General features: G+C 64.1%; 17 protein-coding genes and 1 pseudogene. 8 read left to right on the top strand and 10 right to left on the bottom strand.

Translation table 11 applies throughout. The features are described 5' to 3' along the window. Positions 1-83: 83 nt before the first annotated feature. Entirely contained in the window at positions 84-3,638 is a 3,555-nt protein-coding gene (mfd, locus tag KBY66_RS03120; RefSeq protein WP_255087695.1) for a transcription-repair coupling factor, read from the top strand. Between the two features lie 67 nt (positions 3,639-3,705). On the opposite strand, the gene KBY66_RS03125 is transcribed toward mfd, so the two are convergent. Continuing rightward, positions 3,706-3,900, bottom strand: a complete 195-nt coding sequence (locus KBY66_RS03125) for a hypothetical protein (protein ID WP_255087696.1) — start codon at positions 3,898-3,900, stop codon at positions 3,706-3,708. 55 nt (positions 3,901-3,955) lie between these two features. Here KBY66_RS03125 and KBY66_RS03130 point away from each other — a divergent pair, with 55 nt between their 5' ends. Then, positions 3,956-4,078 carry a hypothetical protein gene (locus tag KBY66_RS03130; protein WP_255087697.1) on the top strand — a complete coding sequence of 41 codons (123 nt, stop codon included), beginning with the start codon at positions 3,956-3,958 and terminating at the stop codon, positions 4,076-4,078. Positions 4,079-4,133: 55 nt separating this feature from the next. On the opposite strand, the gene KBY66_RS03135 is transcribed toward KBY66_RS03130, so the two are convergent. Continuing rightward, complete coding sequence (locus tag KBY66_RS03135; RefSeq protein WP_255087698.1) at positions 4,134-5,012, bottom strand: ABC transporter permease; 879 nt, start codon at positions 5,010-5,012, stop codon at positions 4,134-4,136. 186 nt (positions 5,013-5,198) lie between these two features. Between KBY66_RS03135 and KBY66_RS03140 the strand changes: the two genes are divergently transcribed. Continuing rightward, positions 5,199-5,924, top strand: a complete 726-nt coding sequence (locus tag KBY66_RS03140; protein ID WP_255087699.1) for a response regulator transcription factor — start codon at positions 5,199-5,201, stop codon at positions 5,922-5,924. Here KBY66_RS03140 and KBY66_RS03145 read toward each other — a convergent pair. After that, complete coding sequence (locus KBY66_RS03145; protein ID WP_255087700.1) at positions 5,893-7,296, bottom strand: sensor histidine kinase; 1,404 nt, start codon at positions 7,294-7,296, stop codon at positions 5,893-5,895. The two genes, KBY66_RS03140 and KBY66_RS03145, sit on opposite strands and share 32 nt — an antisense overlap. A 58-nt stretch (positions 7,297-7,354) precedes the next feature. Further along, a pseudogene (locus KBY66_RS03150) lies at positions 7,355-7,672 on the bottom strand (HEPN domain-containing protein); the annotation flags it as partial. A gap of 158 nt (positions 7,673-7,830) precedes the next feature. Here KBY66_RS03150 and KBY66_RS03155 point away from each other — a divergent pair. After that, on the top strand, positions 7,831-7,980 hold the full coding sequence (locus tag KBY66_RS03155; protein WP_255087701.1) for a hypothetical protein: 150 nt from the start codon (positions 7,831-7,833) through the stop codon (positions 7,978-7,980). Between the two features lie 188 nt (positions 7,981-8,168). Here the strand turns inward: KBY66_RS03155 and KBY66_RS03160 are convergent, their stop codons facing one another. From KBY66_RS03160 to KBY66_RS03170, 3 genes are all read right to left on the bottom strand, one after another. Next, positions 8,169-8,861 carry a prepilin-type N-terminal cleavage/methylation domain-containing protein gene (locus tag KBY66_RS03160; RefSeq protein ID WP_255087702.1) on the bottom strand — a complete coding sequence of 231 codons (693 nt, stop codon included), beginning with the start codon at positions 8,859-8,861 and terminating at the stop codon, positions 8,169-8,171. An 84-nt stretch (positions 8,862-8,945) separates the two neighbouring features. Next, on the bottom strand, positions 8,946-9,503 hold the full coding sequence (locus KBY66_RS03165) for a GspH/FimT family pseudopilin (RefSeq protein WP_255087703.1): 558 nt from the start codon (positions 9,501-9,503) through the stop codon (positions 8,946-8,948). Then, complete coding sequence (locus KBY66_RS03170) at positions 9,500-9,925, bottom strand: hypothetical protein (protein ID WP_255087704.1); 426 nt, start codon at positions 9,923-9,925, stop codon at positions 9,500-9,502. The genes KBY66_RS03165 and KBY66_RS03170 overlap by 4 nt, the downstream gene beginning before the upstream one ends. A 249-nt stretch (positions 9,926-10,174) precedes the next feature. On the opposite strand from KBY66_RS03170, the gene KBY66_RS03175 reads away from it, so the two are divergent. Then, positions 10,175-10,831 (top strand): hypothetical protein, encoded by a 657-nt coding sequence (locus tag KBY66_RS03175; RefSeq protein ID WP_255087705.1) that lies wholly within the window; start codon positions 10,175-10,177, stop codon positions 10,829-10,831. 120 nt (positions 10,832-10,951) lie between these two features. Here the strand turns inward: KBY66_RS03175 and KBY66_RS03180 are convergent, their stop codons facing one another. Continuing rightward, positions 10,952-11,824, bottom strand: a complete 873-nt coding sequence (locus KBY66_RS03180) for a hypothetical protein (RefSeq protein WP_255087706.1) — start codon at positions 11,822-11,824, stop codon at positions 10,952-10,954. Between the two features lie 124 nt (positions 11,825-11,948). After that, entirely contained in the window at positions 11,949-12,779 is an 831-nt protein-coding gene (locus tag KBY66_RS03185; protein WP_255087707.1) for a hypothetical protein, read from the bottom strand. Positions 12,780-13,306: 527 nt separating this feature from the next. Between KBY66_RS03185 and KBY66_RS03190 the strand changes: the two genes are divergently transcribed. The 3 genes from KBY66_RS03190 to KBY66_RS03200 are packed head-to-tail and all read left to right on the top strand — an operon-like array spanning position 13,307 to position 14,417. Then, complete coding sequence (locus tag KBY66_RS03190) at positions 13,307-13,528, top strand: hypothetical protein (protein ID WP_255087708.1); 222 nt, start codon at positions 13,307-13,309, stop codon at positions 13,526-13,528. 15 nt (positions 13,529-13,543) lie between these two features. Next, positions 13,544-14,089 carry a hypothetical protein gene (locus tag KBY66_RS03195; protein WP_255087709.1) on the top strand — a complete coding sequence of 182 codons (546 nt, stop codon included), beginning with the start codon at positions 13,544-13,546 and terminating at the stop codon, positions 14,087-14,089. 49 nt (positions 14,090-14,138) lie between these two features. Beyond that, a complete protein-coding gene (locus KBY66_RS03200; RefSeq protein WP_255087710.1) occupies positions 14,139-14,417 on the top strand; it encodes a transposase in 279 nt (92 codons plus the stop codon). A 14-nt stretch (positions 14,418-14,431) separates the two neighbouring features. Here KBY66_RS03200 and KBY66_RS03205 read toward each other — a convergent pair whose 3' ends face one another. Continuing rightward, the gene (locus KBY66_RS03205) at positions 14,432-17,053 is read right to left on the bottom strand and encodes a hypothetical protein (protein WP_255087711.1); all 2,622 of its coding nucleotides are present in this window, start codon (positions 17,051-17,053) and stop codon (positions 14,432-14,434) included. Between the last annotated feature and the right edge of the window lie 610 nt (positions 17,054-17,663).

The following is a 17,663-nucleotide window of genomic DNA, read 5'->3' on the forward strand; positions in this document are numbered from 1 at the left end:
CCAGGGAGGCCGGAGGCGGGTTCGGTCGGTCTCATGCTGACGCGGAGCTGGCAGGATCGAAGCCCTCCGCCCAACGCTCCCCGATGCCCCTCACCGCCCTGGTGCGCCAGCTCGAGCAGGTGCCCCTCACCGGCGAGGTGCTCGAACGGAGCCGCAGGCCGCAGCGGCTGCGCCTGAGCGGCGCCGGCCGAGCGGGACGGGCCCTGATCGCCAGCGCCCTGGCCAGGCTGGCCGAGGCGCCCCTGCTGGTGGTGGTGCCCACCCTGGAGGAGGCGGGACGGTGGAGCGCCCTGCTGGAGCTGATGGGCTGGCCAACGGCTGCCCTCTACCCCACCAGCGAAGGCTCGCCCTACGAGGCGTTCGATCCCACCAGCGAAATCACCTGGGGCCAGCTGCAGGTGCTCAGCGAGCTGGTGGAAGGGGGCCAGTGGCGCGGCGCCGGTAGTTGGCGTGGAGCCGTGGTTGCCACCGAGCGGGCCCTGCAGCCCCACCTGCCGCCGCCCGCCGCCCTGGCCGCCCAGTGCCTGAGTCTGCGCAAGGGCCAGGTGGTGGACCTCGAGGAGCTGGCCGCCACGCTGACTCGGCTGGGCTACGAGCGGGTGCCGACGATCGAGCAGGAGGGCAGCTGGAGCCGCCGCGGCGACATCGTCGATCTGTATCCGGTGAGCGCCGAGCTGCCGGTGCGGCTGGAGTTCTTCGGCGACACCCTCGAGAAGCTGCGGGAGTTCGACCCCGCCAGCCAGCGTTCGCTGGATCCGATCGAGGCGGTGCGGCTCACCCCCACCGGCTACGGGCCGCTGGTGGCCGAGGCCCTGCGGGAAACCATGCCGGATGGGCTCGAAGGCCTGCTCTGCCCCGAAGCCCTCAATCAGCTGCTGGAGGGCGGCACGCCCGAGGGCATGCGGCGCCTGATGGGCCTGGCCTGGGAGCGGCCCGCCTCGCTGCTGGATTATCTGCCGCCCCACACCCTGATCGCCATCGATGAGCGGCGCCAGGTCCTGGCCCACGGCCAGCAGTGGTTCGAGCACGCTGAAGCGCACCACGCCGATGGGAAGGTGCTGCCCGCCCTGCACCGGCCGATCGCCGAGGCCCTGCAGGCCGCTGAAGCCTTCGCCGGCTTCGATCTGGCCGAGCTGCACGAAACCGACCGGCATCCGAACAGCTTCGATCTGGCCAGCCGGGCCGTTGCGGCCCATCCCAACCAGTTCGGCCGCCTGGCGGCCCTGGTGAAGGGGTATCAGCAGGAGAAAGCGCGGGTGTGGCTGGTGTCGGCCCAGCCGAGCCGGGCGGTGGCGCTGCTGGAGGAGCACGACTGCATCTGCCGCTTCGTGCCCAACCCCCACGATTTCCCGGCGATCGAGCGGCTGATCGGCCAGCACACGCCGGTGGCGCTCAAGTTCAAGGGAACCGCCGAGCTGGAGGGGCTGCAGCTGCCGGCCTGGAAGCTGGTGCTCCTGACGGACCGGGAGTTCTTCGGCCAGCACAGCCTGGCCGCCAGCGGCTACGTGCGGCGGCGGCGCAAGGCGGCCAGCCGCACGGTGGATCCCGGCAAGATGCAGCCCGGCGATTTCGTGGTGCACCGCAACCACGGCATCGGCCGTTTCCTGAAGCTGGAGAAGCTGGCAATCAGCGGCGAATCCCGCGACTACCTGGTGGTGCAGTACGCCGACGGCACCCTGCGGGTGGCGGCCGACCAGCTGGGCAGCCTCGGCCGCTACCGGGCCAGCACCGACAGCCCGCCCGAGCTCAACCGCATGGGCGGCGTGGCCTGGAGCAAGGCCAAGGAGCGGGCCCGCAAGGCGGTGCGCAAGGTGGCGCTCGATCTGGTCAAGCTCTATGCCGAGCGGCACCAGTCGCCGGGCTTCCCCTTTCCCCCCGATGGTCCCTGGCAGCTGGAGCTGGAGGATTCCTTTCCCTACGAGCCCACGCCGGATCAGCTGAAGGCGATCACCGAGGTGAAACGCGACATGGAAAAGGCCCAGCCGATGGACCGTTTGGTGTGTGGGGATGTGGGCTTCGGCAAGACGGAAGTGGCGATCCGGGCGATCTTCAAGGCGGTGACGGCCGGCAAGCAGTGCGCCCTGCTGGCCCCCACCACGGTGCTGGCCCAGCAGCACTGGCGCACGCTGAGCGAACGCTTCGCCCCCTATCCGCTCAAGGTGGCCCTGCTCAACCGCTTCCGCACCACCGCCGAGCGCAGGACGATCCTCGATGGCCTGGAGGCGGGGAAGGTGGATGTGGTGGTGGGCACCCACCAGCTGCTCTCCAAGGGCACGAGCTTTCAGCAGCTGGGGTTGCTGGTGGTGGACGAAGAACAGCGTTTTGGCGTGAACCAGAAGGAGAAGATCAAGGCGCTCCGAAAAGACGTGGACGTGCTGACGCTCTCCGCCACGCCGATCCCGCGCACCCTTTACATGAGCCTCTCGGGGGTGAGGGAGATGAGCTTGATCACCACGCCGCCGCCGCTGCGCCGCCCGATCAAAACGCACCTGGCCGCCCGCGATGAGGAGGCGGTGCGCAGCGCCATCCGCCAGGAACTCGACCGCGGCGGCCAGGTGTTCTACGTGGTGCCCCGCGTTGAGGGAATTGAGGAGGTGGCGGGTCAGCTGCGCGAGATGGTGCCAGGCCTGAAGCTGCTGGTGGCCCACGGCCAGATGGCCGAAGGGGAGCTGGAGAGCGCCATGGTGGCCTTCAACGCCGGTGAGGCCGATGTGATGCTCTGCACCACGATCATCGAATCGGGCCTGGACATCCCCCGGGTGAACACGATCCTGGTGGAGGACGCCCACAAGTTCGGTCTCGCCCAGCTCTATCAGCTGCGGGGAAGGGTGGGCCGCAGTGGCGTCCAGGCCCACGCCTGGTTGTTCTATCCGGGCGATGCCTCCCTGAGCGAGGCGGCGCGGCAGCGACTGCGGGCCATCCAGGAGTTCGCCCAGCTGGGGTCCGGGTACCAGCTGGCCATGCGCGACATGGAGATCCGGGGCGTGGGCAACCTGCTGGGGGTGGAGCAGAGCGGCCAGCTAGAGACGATCGGCTTCGATTTTTACATGGAGATGCTGCAGCAGTGCCTGGCGGAGATCCAGGGCCAGGACATCCCGGCCGTGGAGGACACCCAGATCGATCTGCCGGTGACCGCCTTCATCCCGGCCGACTGGATCACCGAAGCCGACGAGAAGCTGGCCGCCTACCGGGCCGCCGCCGATTGCGGCAGCCGGGATGCCCTGTTGGAGCTGGCCGCCGGCTGGATTGACCGCTACGGCACCCTGCCGGCACCGGTGGCGAGCCTGCTGCAGCTGATGGAACTGAAGCTGCTGGCCAAACGCTGCGGATTTTCGCGCATCAAGCCGGAGAAGCCGAACATTGTGCTGGAAACGCCGATGGAGGAGCCCGCCTTCCGGCTGCTGCGCCAGGGCCTGCCCCAGCACCTGCACGGCCGGCTGGTGTATCAGGGCGGCTCCGGCAGTACGGCCAAGGTGCTGGCCAGGGGGTTGAGCGTCCTGCCGGCGGAGAAGCAGCTCGAGCAACTGAAGGAATGGCTGGGGGCAATGGCCGAGCAGATCCCCGGCGCCGATGGGTTCAACGAAGCCCAGCGGGTGGAGCAGCAGAAGGCAAGGAATGCCGCGGTGCTGGTGGTGTGAGGGGAGAGCACCAGCGAATAGAACCCACGATGCCCAGGGTCCTTGTCTGAATACCCCATGGCCCTGATCACTCACACTGCCCTGGTTCCTGCATCCCAGGATCCAGGGCTGCTGAGATCCGCTGCAGCACATCCGCCAGCTGATCTGGCGTGATGCGTCCAAGGGGGCCTTCCAGGTTGATGGCATCCACGGTGGTGGGATGCCAGGCCATCGCGTAGGCGCGTTGCTGGAGCCCATTGGCCGGGCTCGGATCTAACGCCACCCCCTAGAAGATGGCCATTCAGCCTGGGATCACGACTCAGGGGAACCACAACCCGGTGACCAAGGTGCTGCTGAAGGTTCTGCTTTTTCAGGTCGATCGCCAGACCATCTGGATACAGGATTCAGACCCTTCAAGGCAGCAGGTTCGCAACGGTTCACCAAAGAACAGTTCGACCTGATGCGTAATCAGATGGGCTTTTATTCGGCCCATCTCTCCATCATTCCCCCAGTCCGTCAGCTCCCCCTTCCCCCATCGCTGCCGCTCACCCAGGCCTCCATGCCCTCCCCTAGAAACGAGAGCCCCAGCACAAGCACGAACATCGCCAGGCCGGGGTAGAGGGCCGTCCACCAGATACCGGTGGGCACGGCGGTGAGTGCCTGCTGCAGGTCGGCGCCCCATTCCGGGATCGCTTCCGGCAGCCCCAGGCCGAGGAAGCCGAGGCCGCCGAGCACCAGTACCGCATCGGCGGCGTTGAGGGTGAGCAGCACCGGCACCGAGGTGATCACGTTGCGCAGCAGGTAGCGGCGCAGGATCCACAGCGGCCCAGCCCCCAGGGAGCGGGCCGCCTCCACGTAAAGCTCGGCCTTCACCTGGGCCGTCTGGTTGCGCACCACCCGGAAGTACTGCGGGATGTACACCACGCACAGCGCCGCCGCCGCGTTCGGCAGGCCCCGCCCCAGCAGGAAGGCCAGCACCACCGAGAGCAACAGCACCGGCAGGGTGTAGAGCGTGTCCATCAGCAGCACCAGGATCCGGTCGAGCCAGCCGCCCAGGTAGCCGCTCAGCATCCCGAGCGGCACGCCGATCAACAGCGCCGTGATCAGGGCCAGCAGCACCACCTGCAGCGCCACGCCGCTGCCGGCCAGGGTGCGCACGCACACGTCACGCCCCAGCCGATCGGTGCCGCACCAGCGGCCCAGCGACGGGGCCGCATAAATCGGGCTGTCCAGCCCGGCATTGGGATCCGGCAGCAACCCCGTGTGAATCAGCAGGGGGGTGGCCACCGCCAGCAGGGCATAGACCAGCACGATCACCAGACCCCAGCGCGCCATGCGGCCGGAGAGATCGGTGGGGCGCCAGCGGAGCAGCGCCCCGGGCAGGGACAGGGTCATGGCGGCGGCAGGCAGCCGAACATCGAGGAAACCTCCGGACTTCTCAGGAATTGAGAAAAACCCTCAAACCAGGGGAAGCCTCCAGGGCCTCTCATGGTTCTTTAAGAAAATGTCTCCAGTCGGTCCCTACCTTAAAGCGGCTTCCTCGCTTCCCAGCCTGCTGAACGTTTTGATGGGCTCCTCGGCATGAATGGCAATGGGGCCGCTCGGAACCGCGGTCTGATCGTGGACGACGACTGTGAGATGCGCCGCTTTCTGGTCGGCGAGTTGGCCGTGGAAGGGGTGGACCTCGAGGAAGCCGATTGTGGCCAGAGCGCCCTCAGCCTGATCCGCGAGAGCCCCATCCCCTACGACCTTGTGCTGCTCGACTGGAGTCTGCCCGATTTCAGCGGGGTGGAGATCTGCCGGCGCCTGCGCGCAAGCGGCCTCACCATGCCGGTGCTGATGCTCACCGGCCGCGACGATGTGCGTGACCGGGTCGAAGCGCTCGACTCCGGCGCCGACGATTTCATCAGCAAGCCTTTCTCGATCGAGGAGCTGCTAGCCCGGATCCGGGCCCGGCTGCGCCGCACCAGCTTCCACGTCAACGGCAGCGAGGGCGAGCAGCTCAGCCTGTCCGACCTCACCATGAACACTGGCACCCGCGAGGTGTTTCGCAACGGCGCCCAGGTCCACCTCACCGTGCGCGAGTACGACCTGCTGCGCTGCCTGCTGAGCAGCCCGAACCGGGTGCATGAACGCGGCACGATCCTCAAGACGGTCTGGGGTGAGAACCACTACGGCGACGACAACCTGCTCGATGTCTACATCCGTTATCTGCGCAAGAAGATCGAAACTCCCGGCCTGCCCACCCTGATCCACACCGTGCGCGGCGTGGGATTCATGCTGAAGGAGGGGGCTGTGAAGGAGTGAAGCGAGGCAGGCTCAGCTGAAAATCGGCGCCACCGCCCGTCCCGTCCACCACCCGCGCCTCGCCACCCATCCGCCGCATCAGTAGCCGCACCACCGAGAGGCCAATGCCGCCACCCCGGCGGGCCGCCTGGGTGGCCGGGCTGCTGCTCCCCTGCACGAAGCGCTCGAAGATCCTCTCCTTCTCTGCATCGGGCACGCCCGCTCCCCGGTCCCTCACGTGTACCACCACGGCGGCGGAACTGTCGGTGGCGGCATCGGCGGGGGTGGCGAACAATTCGATCAAGGCATCGCCAGGCGTGTGCTTCAGGGCGTTCTCCACCAGGTTGGTGAGGCACTGCTGCAGCCGGTCGCCGTCGCCCGAGGCCTCCAGGGCTGTGCCCTCCTGGGGAGGGCACAGCCGCAGCCGCGCCCCGGCATGGCCGGCCAGCCGCTCGTAGGCCTTGAGCAGCTCCTGCTCCACATCGAGCCGCTGGCGGCTGAGCACCAGTTGGCCGGTGTCGTCGCGGGCGATCTCGAGCAGATCGCTCACCAGCCGCCCCATCCGCTCCGCCTCGCTCTGGATCAGGGCCAGGTATTGGGGGTTGCGCGCATAGCCGCTGATCAGGGTGATTGGTGTTCGCAGCTCGTGGGCCACCCCATCGGCGAAGGCCCGCTGGCGCTCGAACGAAGCGGCAAGGCGATCGAGCAGGGCATTGAAGGCGAGCGCGATCGGTTGGAGTTCCTCGGGACGGGGCTGCTGCCCCAGGCGCTGGTGGCCCAGGCTGTCGGCCTGGATCGCGGCGATGCCGGCGCCGAGCTGATCGAGCGGCCGGAGCCCCCGCCGTAACACCAGCCGCAGCAGAAAGCTGGTGAACAGGGCGGTGATGCCGGCGAAGGCGATCAGCAGCAGCTGGGTCTGCCGCACCCGATCGGCATCGAGACTGAAATCCTCCAGCACGTAAAGCTCCGCCACGCTTTTTCCGACGGGCACCAGGCGAGTGGAGCTGATGTAGGTGCGGCCATCGATCTCAAAACTGCTGGGCCGAAAGCTGGATTTGGCGAAGGCTCCGGCAGTCGCCAGCAGCCGCCCCATCGAGCCGGTGGGGATCTGAATCGCGGCGCTGCGGGGCTCTTGGTAAGGCCGGCCGGGCTCCAGCTCCAGCCATACCAGCGCCGAAGGGCTCACCACCTGGTTGATCCGCCGCTGCAGGGCCGCCGCATACGGGGGCGTCGGCGGAAGGGTGAGCTGGCGCTCCAGCTGGTCGACACCGTCGTTGTGGATCGCAATCCGGTTTTCGGCAGCCAGCTGGCGGTTTGCCAGCAGCAGCAGTCCGTAGCCGGCCAGCACCGCCAGCAGGCTGCTGGCCTGGAGGCTGCGGCGGATGGAGGTCAACGCACCGGTCTCTGCATCGCCAAAGTGTCCCTCAGCTTCGGCCTTTTGTCGTACGGGATCAAACCAACCCTTCCACGCACCAGAGCACCAAACAGGCAGTGGCCAGGGACTGCTCGGCATCCAGGGGATCGGAGAGGTCCCGCGGGGCTTCATCGCCATCCGGGAGCGAGTGGCGCTCGCCATGCGACTCAGCACGTTTCAGGCGCAGGCCCTGAAACGCGGCCGTGTCCACGCCGGCCACCGGCGCCGCCTCCACCAACCGTTCTAAAGAATCGGTTCGCGGCGGTTCCTGGCCAAGGGCGATTACCAGTCCCTTGAGCGCCTTTCCCACCGCCTGGCAGGCGTGGTGGCACGCCTGGGCATGGAAGCCGCCAGTGAAGGCGAGTCGGCCATGGCCAGATCATCCCGCACCTGCAGCAGCCAGGCCTCCACCCGGGGGGTCATCAACGCCGCGCCGCCACGAGGTCATTTAGCCACGGCACATCCCGGCAGATGCCACGCCAGTAGGGGTCGTTGCCCCGTTAGCTCCCGCCATTGAGCCGCGTCGAGGGGGATTTCGTCATCGGCCAGGCGGGCGGCGAGCAGGGAATCCGCCAGGCCCTCCGCCTCGGCTCGGTTCGGGGCCAGGGCGAGCAGGTCAACATCCGAGCGGACATCCCAATCGACCGGGCCAAGGAGCCGTAGCCGAAGGCTTCACAGAAGGAGTGCAGCCACACCTCCAAGCCCCACTGGCCCACCACCAACTGCTGCATGCCGGTGCGCAATTGCGCGATTCGCTCCTGGCGGCGCTGCTCTCCAAGCTTGGCGAGCTGGGCCATAGGGACAGGTTATCGAGAAAGAACAGGGCGTTCGGCCACCTGATGGCCGCCCCCCTACCCCGCACCCGCCACCGCCTCGCTGGCGATGCGCTGAGAGGATCCGCCGCCCGCCGTGAAGTGCTGCTCCAGCCGCAGGGCCACCAGCTGGGTGCTGGGGTCGAGGCAGGCCGAGAAGGGCAGGCGGGCTGAACCGTTCAGGTCCACTGGGGCGGCCCCAGGGCCTGGAGCCAGCAAGGAGCCGCAGCCCTGCCAGGGGGTGGCGCTGGCGGCCAGGCCGTCGATCACCACCCGGCTCTGGAACGCCGTGCCCGCCGCCACCTGGCCGTTCAGCCCGAAGGCGGGTCCGCAGCGCATCAGCACCCGCCCCTGCCAGATGCCGCTCGGCGCCGTCCCCACCGAGTAGGTGATCGGCCCCTCCGGTGTGCTGAGCTGCAGCACCGCCGTGCGCCCCGCCAGGCCGCACACCGAGCCTTGGCGCTCGGGGTCGGCCGCCACCGCCGTGGCCCGCTGCAGATCGGCGCGGACCAGGGCCAGGGCGCGGCTCTGGTTGGCCCGCTCCCGCAGCAGCCGGGTGAAGCGCTGGGCGTTCTGTCCTTCCCCCAGCAAGGACTGAATCACCACTCCGCAGAACAGCAGGCCCAGGCCCATCGCCAGCAGCAGCTCCACTAGGGAGAAGCCGCCCTGGTGGTGGGGGCCCTGGCAAGGGCGCCCGGGACGTGGAGAGCGCAGCGGCAGCGACAACGACATGGCGGGGAGGAATCGAAAGGGAGCAAAAAAGAAGAGCGAAGCAGGGGGAAGGAAACGGTGATCCTGCGGCGGGCAGGCCCGCGGTCACAGGGTGGAATCGGGCTGGCAGAGGGTGCTGTCCGGCGCGCCGGAGGGGCCGCCGCCGTAGCGGCCCAGCCGCACGATGCCCAGGGGCAGCGCCATCACCAGGCAGCGGCGCAACGGCGTGCCTGCGCTGGTCAGCACCACCGTGCCGCCGTCGAGCACCAGGCCATTACTGCTGAAGCGCAACACCTCCGGCAGGTTGTGGTTGAGGTACACCGCGCCGCTCTCCACCCCCTCGGCCAGCTCCAGCACAGTGGTGCTGCAGGCGGTGAGGCTGCCGGCCTCCGGTGGCTGCCAGCCCTGCTCCGAGAGGCTCAGGCCGCAGGGCTCGCCCCGCTGGAGCGCTTCGGCCCGACCGCGTTCGATGCCCTGGGCCAGCCGCCGCGTCGCCGCCTCCAGCCGCTGCCGCGCCAGGCTCTCGCTGCCCGCCTGGATGGCCAGCCCGGCCAGCAGGCCCAGCACCGCCACCGTGACCAGCAGCTCGGTGAGGGTGGAGCCGCCCGCCAGGTCACCGCGGCGCGGAAGAAGCCGGCCGTTTTGGCTCAGTCGCGTGCTCATGCCCCCACCTCGCTGTCGGTGAGGGGAGCGGATTCGGCCTCGGGCGGGGGGCACAGGCCATGGGCCGAGGCGCTGAAAAGGCGGCGGCGCTCCAGCCCTAGCGGCTCGGCCCGGTAAACGAGCCAGAAGGCGTTCGCCCCGGCGGCCGCCTCGGTGCTCACCTGGCGGCTCACCCCGGCCGGCAGGGGGGCGCCGTCCGCCTCGAGTTGTTGGCGCAGCCGCTGGGCTGCGACCTCGCAGCCCGGTGCCTCCGCCTGCCAGGCCAGGGCCGCCTGGCGCAGGGCGTACTCCCGCCGGAGCAGATCGGCATCGATGCGGCGCAGGGTGTCCTGGCGCTGCTCGGTGGCCCGGCTCCAGCTGGCGCTCGCCCCCCAGAGCTGCACCGAGGCGTTGGCCGCCAGGGCGAACACCAGCATCGCCATGGTGATCTCATCACTGTCACAGTGCTATGGGCACCACTGCAGCACCACGGTCCCTGGCTGCCTTCGGGGGTTCACCCTCCGCCCGTATCAACAGGAGTTGATCGACCGTGCCCGGAAGGCCCTCAGGGCAAAGCAAGCCCCCCTCCTGGTGGTCCCCACCGGTGGAGGGAAAACCCCGATGACTGCCTCGGAGGCATCACCGGTCATCAGGTGAAGGTGATCTGCCACCGCCGGCACACAGCCAAACTGATGGCCATACAGTTCCTTGCTATAGGACACATCCTCATGGCTGAGTTTGAGCTAAATCAAGCCCCGATACCAATCCTGGCCGTCGTTCTTGCCTTTCTTCTATCTCAGTTTGCCGAGTTCATCCGCTATCAAAGGGACAAAAACTTACTAAATAGTTCAATTCGCAAAATCGTAGACAGAGAAATATCACGAAACCATTCACTGCTTTTGGAGTTCTGGCAAGCTGTAGTCAATTCATGCAAAGATGGATCGAGCGAAGGGCAAGGGAAGTTGAATTATGGCCAGATGGCGAGTGCCGTAATCAACAACCCGTTCCCTCCAGTGAAGAGCAGTGTATGGTATGCGTCAATTTCAAGGCTTGCCTCTGTTTATTCAAAAGAAGAGCTAAACGAAAAGTGCAGACATCATGAAGCTGTAGACTGTTGTATAAATATCTACAATAGGATCCAACTGCTTGATCGGGATGCCGAAGCAATCCGACTTCGGCCAAAGCCACCTAGAGCCACCGAGACTACTGCACAGTCCTTGTTTTCTTCCATGGATTCATCAGCAATTGAAAGCATTCGCCAAAGCAAGATCAAACGTGTAATTGACTTAGTTCCGCAGCTTGAAGCTCAAGTGCGATTAGTTCTTGGAGATGATTACATTGAGGCCTGACATGTAGCGAAGAAGTGTTGCCCAGTTTTAGTTATGACTTCAGGCTCCAATGCTGCGGGCTCACGGGTGGGAGACGGTGGAGCCCATGGGGATGCCATGGGTTGCTTCAGGTTCTATCTCTCAGTTCAAGCAGTAACGCATCCACTGGCTATCAACCGAATGGACGGCAACTGTGTCTCCTGCGGCTAAGCAGGCCTGGTAACGTTCCCACTTTTGCTTAATCTCCGGTGGGACAGAATCGGCCGCTCGCACCTCTTCGGCTTTCTCGGTTACAGCTTGGGCTGCTGCCTCTTTCTTGCCCCGCTCACGGTTAAGGTCGGCCTCACGGTTGAGGTGGAGCTGGTATCCATTGCAGCTTCCTACGACTGAACCAGCGAACACAAGGATGAAAGCTAACTTCCAATTGGGGCCTTTCTTTGTCACAGGTGATTGGGGTGGTATTGGTTTAGGGGTAGCTGGGAGATCCACGGGCTTCGCCTCAGGGTTGGGAGTCTCCCCAGCGTTCGCCCATTCGTCCATGCGCCTGGTTACGTCGGCCGTCGTCATGGTCTTGGCTTCTTCTGCCGTGACCGGCTTGAACCGATAGGTCCCGTCTTCCGCCTGCTCCTGGATGCCAGTGGCCAGGGTCTTGGGGGTTGGCAAAGGCTCAGCCTGAGACGGTCGAGGCGTTGCTGGGGCCTCAGGCTCTTTCCCCCATTCGTCCAGCTTCTTCCATGCCGCTTTCGGGTCGGCCTCTGCCTCCTCAGGGGTGGGCATCTTGAACCGATAGGTGCCGTCTTCCATCTGCTCCTGCAGCCCAGCCGCCACGGTGCGGGCCCTGCTTGCTCTTATTTCCTCCACGCGCCGTTTGACCCGCAGCCAGCGCATAGTGGCGGGGAGCGCGCGCTGAGAGAACTCCCCGTGGCTTTCCCCCTCCAGGGGTTGAAGGGGCTCAACTTGATCTGGCTGACTGTCGCCAGGAGAGTCCTTGTCTCCCTGAGAATCGCCTGACATGGCAGTGGGCTCATTTGCTTCAGCCTTCCTAGTCGGGTTCTTCAACCCTTGCAGTAACCCTGGATGTTGAGAGTCAGAAGGGAACGAAGCCCCGACCGGGGCCTAACTAGGCAACCAACGCCCCTCACCCCCCAGTCTTCCCTGATCCCGTCCACTTGCTCAGGCTGCTGTAGGTGTTGACCCCAGTGGCCGCGGCCCCCAGCAGGTTCTCCCCGATCTTCAACGCTGCCCCAGCACCACTGGGCCCGCTACCCGTCATCGTCGGTGCTGCAGGGGCCAGCAGGGCGGGCAGCGGTGCAAACGGTGCGATCGGCTCCATGTACGGCTGCGCCTGGTAGAAGTCCTGGCTGTTGTACTGGCTCAGATACTGCGCCACCTGCCCCGCCTGCTCACGGTTGTATTGGCGATTCCTAAGGTTCTGGTTGATGTTCAGAATCGTTGAGTAGTCACCAGCCTGCCGGGAGTAATCATTGATCAACCGGTCGATGCTCGCCCCCTCCTGCCCGCTGGCACGGATCGACGCACGGCCCTTGAGTGCTGCAACGTTGTACTGCTGCAACGCGACCGCATCCTGCATCGACCGCTCGGCGAACTGCTGACTCAGTGCCTCGCTCGATCGCACAAAGTTTCCACCAGCCGCCTGCCGGGTCTGGCCCACCAGCTCGGCCTGGTTGTAGGCCTTGACAAGCTCGTAATTCTGCAGACTCTTGCTATAAGCCAAGTTCTGGTTGTAGTTGACTGTCTCCTGCCAATACTGCTGTTGGGATTGGGCATCTGTATATGTCTTGGTGAACTCTGACTGCCACTGGGCAAACTCAGCATTTGCATCCTGAAAGGCAAGGTCGTTCAGGTACTGCTGTTCGGCGGCGGCTCCACTGGCTACCCCCTGCGTCACACCCAGAACCGCATTGATCCCGCCGTTGATCAGCGCACCAGTCAGAGGATCGAATGGCATTGTTCCAGTAGGTGGAATGTTCCCCACACTCTATCGAAACTGGCGGCAATTTCGCCACCCCCACCAACACCACACACACGCCGGATTCGATGATTTTGGGGGTCGTGATTTTGGGGCGCGTGATGTGATGGGTGACGCGATAGCGGACCAGCTGGAAGCCCCCCCTTGCCCCCTTCGGAATCTGCAGGGGGGTGGGTGCCGGTCGTCTCGATGTGGTCGCCCTGGGCCCTGCTGCTGCGGGGTGGGAGGGGGAGGGGGAGGCCCATGCCATCGGCGCAGTGCTGCTGGGCTGTTGCAACTCGTAATAATCTCGTGCTCCATTGCGCTGCAGTTGATCTGCGCTGCCATCCCTGGCCTATCCCTGCCCATCCCAACCACGTCACGGAACGACCCGCTACAGTCACGGCAGGCAGCGGAACCCGGCAGCAGCAGACGCCGGACGCCCGCCTCACCAGCACTCACAACCAGCTCACGCCGACCGCTCAGGGCCGCTGCCTGTTTCACATCACCATCACCGCATCAGCGCCATGAACAGCACCATCGCTTCCACCGGCTTCGCCATGCCCGTCTGCCTCGGCTTCGAGCTGGCCATCCACGCCGACCACTGCCCCGCCGGGTTCGGTTTGGGTTCCTGGTCCGATCAGAGCGGGCCCACCTCCACCTTCGGCTTCGACGCCGGCCGCCTCCGCTGCCGCCTGGTGATCGACCGGGTGGGTGAGCGCGACTCAACCGGGTGGGGCTGCTGCTGAATCCTCCTCGGAGCCTTGGGAAACCTCGGCTCCCTGGAGGGCTCCGGCTCTCTGTTCACCACCTGCCAGCAGCCGCTCACGGCGGCCACCAGGGCTCGGGGCCCTGGGCTGGTATTGCCCCGCCGGATGCTCTCGATCCCCGGCAGGGGCAACCACATGAACCACACAACCGACCCAACCGAGGGGGCTCTGCTGCTGGCCCTGGTCGCCGCGGCCGTCTCCATCGAGGCCCTGGTCCTGCTGGCCCGCCTGCTCGTCGTCCACGGACTGGCCCTGCTGCTCGCCGTCGCCGGCTGGGAGCCCGCCAGGGGGCGCCCGAGCACCGCCAGGCTCAGCTCAGCACCATCGCCAGCCCAGCCGCCCGCCAGAGGGCACCAGGGAGCTCAGGAAGCCCAGCCAGCCCCGTTGGTTCCCATCGCCCCAGTGGAACCCCCAGCGGCTGCCGGGGGCCAGCTGGAGGCCCTGCCCGTCCGCGAGCTGCGCCACCTGGCCCGAGCCGCTGGCCGCCGTGCCTTGGCTCGATCCGGCCGCCGTGCCGAACTGCTGGAGGTGCTGGGCTGATTCCGGACGATTCTCAACTGCCCGAGCTTGCTGCGAATTCAAGATACTGGTGCTGCAGCAATTGTTCAACCTCAGCGATGAGGAACTGGAATTTCAGGTCAACGACATACGCTCATTTCAGGAGTTTGTTGGACTTGGAGTGATGAACTCCATTCCCGATGCCACCACCATTGCATTCTTCCGGTCCTGCCCGTCGAGAGTGATGATTTGTGAAGGTGTGACGGGGTTTTGGTTCAAGGTCTTACCCCCCAAGCATTTTATCACCGCGCCAAGAGAAAAGGGGCGCAGTTTATACTCGTTGATTCAAATCTGTTTTTCGATGTCATGAGTGTGAGCATATATCTACCGGAGGGAGAGGGTGACAGCGCCTGGACGTTCTTCTGTTCCGCCTGCGAAACTGCCAGCAAGATAAGGTATCCGTCCGCCATCTACGTAAGTGTCGCCGTCATAGACTAGAATTGTAAGTTCTACGACTTCGCTGTTGGTCGGCAAGTCCTCGAACCCGATGTTGAAGAGCCTCTCATAGCTGCCCTTCTCTGTCCCCGCTTTGGCTGTCCGCTCACAGATTTTTCCCGAGCGGTCACGCCAACTTACGACGATGCGGTCGGCTCCACTTTGGACTATGTCGTCATCCGTTACCTTGACCTTGATATGGAGGCTGTCGGCATCGCGCAGAAAAGCGGTTATTGCGGAGAGGTTGGCGGTTTTGAAAAAGGTTCCCCGGAAGATGTTGGGGTCGCTTGCGCCAAGCCAAAAAACGCTGCCTTTGATGATTTGCACTTCGTTGTCGAGCGCGATTGAAGGCGCCTTTTCCCAGGTTGTCGGGTTATCGAGGAGACCGGAGGCCAAAGGCGTCTCAAGTGCGGCTTTCTCCTTCTGCGTTCCTGCGTTCAGAAGCTCCCAGGGCGCGGCGGAGACCAGATAGACGGGCAGGTAGGTGAGTGGGAGCGTGAACGTGCCCGTCGGTGAGTCACTCACATTGCCGAAGAGGTCGTACTGCTTGGTAGGCGCGGAAGCTTTGATTTGCGCTACCGCCTCACCGTCCGCTTGTTTAGACCAGAGGACGAGGACATAACCAGCGGCGCCACGCCAGGAATATCCCTTGCCACCGCGTAACTTTATCTCCTTGAATTCCGAGCCGAGGTCGGTCAGATAGGCGAAAGCGGAGTCCATAGCGAACCTCCAGGACGGAGCGCCGTCGTACAGCCGCGTGCCCCAGTTACCAAAATCCTCACTGCCGTCCAGGGAGTCCAGCACGGGATTTCGGGAGTAGGGCTTGCGGTTGTTTATGAAGCTGGTGAAGAAACGAGCACCCTTGAGCCGACTCTGAAGCATCTCATCCAAGAGCATTCGGAATGATGCCAGCTTGGTGCCAGGTAGTCCGCGCTCGGTGTCGGCCCAAGGCATTTGCGGATAGACGGCGGCCAGATCCTTGAGCACTCGCAGCGTGTTTTCATTGCCACCGTAGCCGTGTAAGCCGAAAATGTCGAAGGGCGGCGTCTGGGGAAAATGCTTTTTCGTCTCTGCCAGGAACCGTGGGACGAACGTCTCGCGTCCGGGCGTCCAGAGTCCGCAAGTAACGCCTACGCTGACAGTCAAGGCCGCTGGGTCCCCCGCCTTAACTCCCTTACTGAAATACGCCAGGTCGCGCGCATATTCTTCCGGCGTACTCCACCAGTCGAAATCACCTGGGAATTTGGCATTTTTGAAAATTATCCGGTCATACTCGTTCCCGAATTCGTAGTAGCGGACCAGCCCCTTGAGCTTGGAGGCGAGGAAGGCCATTTGTTTTTCGAAACGCTCCGGATTTTCGCTGCGGTAGTGCAGGTTAACAGTTTTACCTGGGTCAACGTCTGTCTTCACGTTGTACTGCTTGACGAGCTCCCTGATATACTCGACGTTGTTGGCATGCTGTGGAGCAGCTTGCTGGCTCCAGAGTACGTCAAGACCTTTGGCGCGCCTGAGTTCCACCGCCTGACGGGCGATCAGCCAGTTCTCCTCAACGCCAACGTGGTCTTGCAGGATGTGCGCAAAGGGTACGCCCAAGAGTCTTACCATTCCATAACCGGCGAGGCGTAGATCCTCCAGCTCCGCCGCAGCGAGCGCGCTGTCCTGCGTGCCGAGCCATGACGCTGTTTTTCTGGCAGGCACGACAAGGAAATGAGTCCCGGTCTTGTAGCTGTCAGCGCTACGAGTCAGCTCCAGGCTCACGGAGTAATAGCCTTGCGGTAGCAACCCGAGGTCAAGTTCCTTGACGGAGGAGCCCGCATTGAACGCGAGATTAATAGTGTGCTCAGCACTGACCTTGCCGTCGGAGCGCGCCACCACTGCCTTCAGGGTTCCTTCACCTGGAGCGGCGGCCGTAACAGGCAATTGCAGTTTAACTGTTTGTCCGACAGGGAAGACATGCCGCGCAGGCCAGCCAATTTCAAATGGTCGCTTTGCTGTGATATTAAGGTAGCGGAGGTTGTGAATCAGCAAAGTCCCGCGCTCTTCCTGCGTCGAGGTGAATACCAGCGAATCGACTGTCTCTCCGAGAAACCCGGCTGCCTGCACCTTCGGCTCGAAGTCCTTTTTATACTCCAACGTGAACTCCCCCCACGGGCCGGGATCAATGGACAGGAGACGGCTCTTGAGCCGGACGTTTTTCTCCTTGCCCTGGGCATCGCGCGCCTTACCTGAAACTTCTATTTGGACTTTTGCGGAGGTATTCAGGCTTTTCAGGGAGACTTGAAGCGCGTCATGGGGCAGGCTTAACACATGGGGTATAGTCTGACGGAAATAGGGCGGCTTAAGGTTGACGGCGTTGACCTTTCCTTTCTCTTGATCGTCCGCGACCGCGCCATAGAGCGGTTCATCCGTTGGGAAAACGGCGATGCTGGAGGGCGTGTCGGTTCCAGCAAAAGTAACGACGAAAGCCTGGGCCGCCGGCTTGCTGGCCAGAAGCAACAGGAGAAGGAACAACAGGAGAAGGAAGGGTAGTTTCATATCAGTATCCTTGGAGTTGGCTTGAAGATGAGATATCCATAGGGGTTATAGTGTTTTTGACCGCATTAGCATGGTAGCTCCAGATCTCGACATGGCATCTACAAAGGGCGCATGGGTCATGATTTATCCATGGACTTGATTAGGTAGCAAACTCCGCGCTCCTGACGTGACCCCATCAGTGGTCCAGTTCCTATGAGAGCTGGTGGGGTGATCAGGCCGATTTCCATTGCTGGAAATAGATGAGGCCCATTTGCGGGCAGCGGCACGGGTGGTGGCTATTAGGGCTGAGGCAGCCCAGCTGCGGGCAGCGTGACTCTGCAGGGGAGGGGGAGCTGTTACGCCAACCGTAACGCCATAAGCCCGTTGGGGCAGCGCTTGTGACGGTGTTACGGAGTTAGATAGATAGGTAGGTCGACAAAAGGAAAGAGAGAGTGGTCCTCGCTTCTTTGCTTCCTTCCCCAGGCGTCTATCTCTCAGGAGGCGTAACAGCGTTACAAGCGTCACAACGACTGCGCCGGAACGCGACTGCCGTTACAGTCGGAGCTGCAAGGCGTAACATCCCAACTTTGATGTGTTGCTCACTTTT

It is taken from the genome of Synechococcus sp. Tobar12-5m-g (assembly GCF_024345415.1).
Lineage (GTDB): Bacteria > Cyanobacteriota > Cyanobacteriia > PCC-6307 > Cyanobiaceae > Regnicoccus.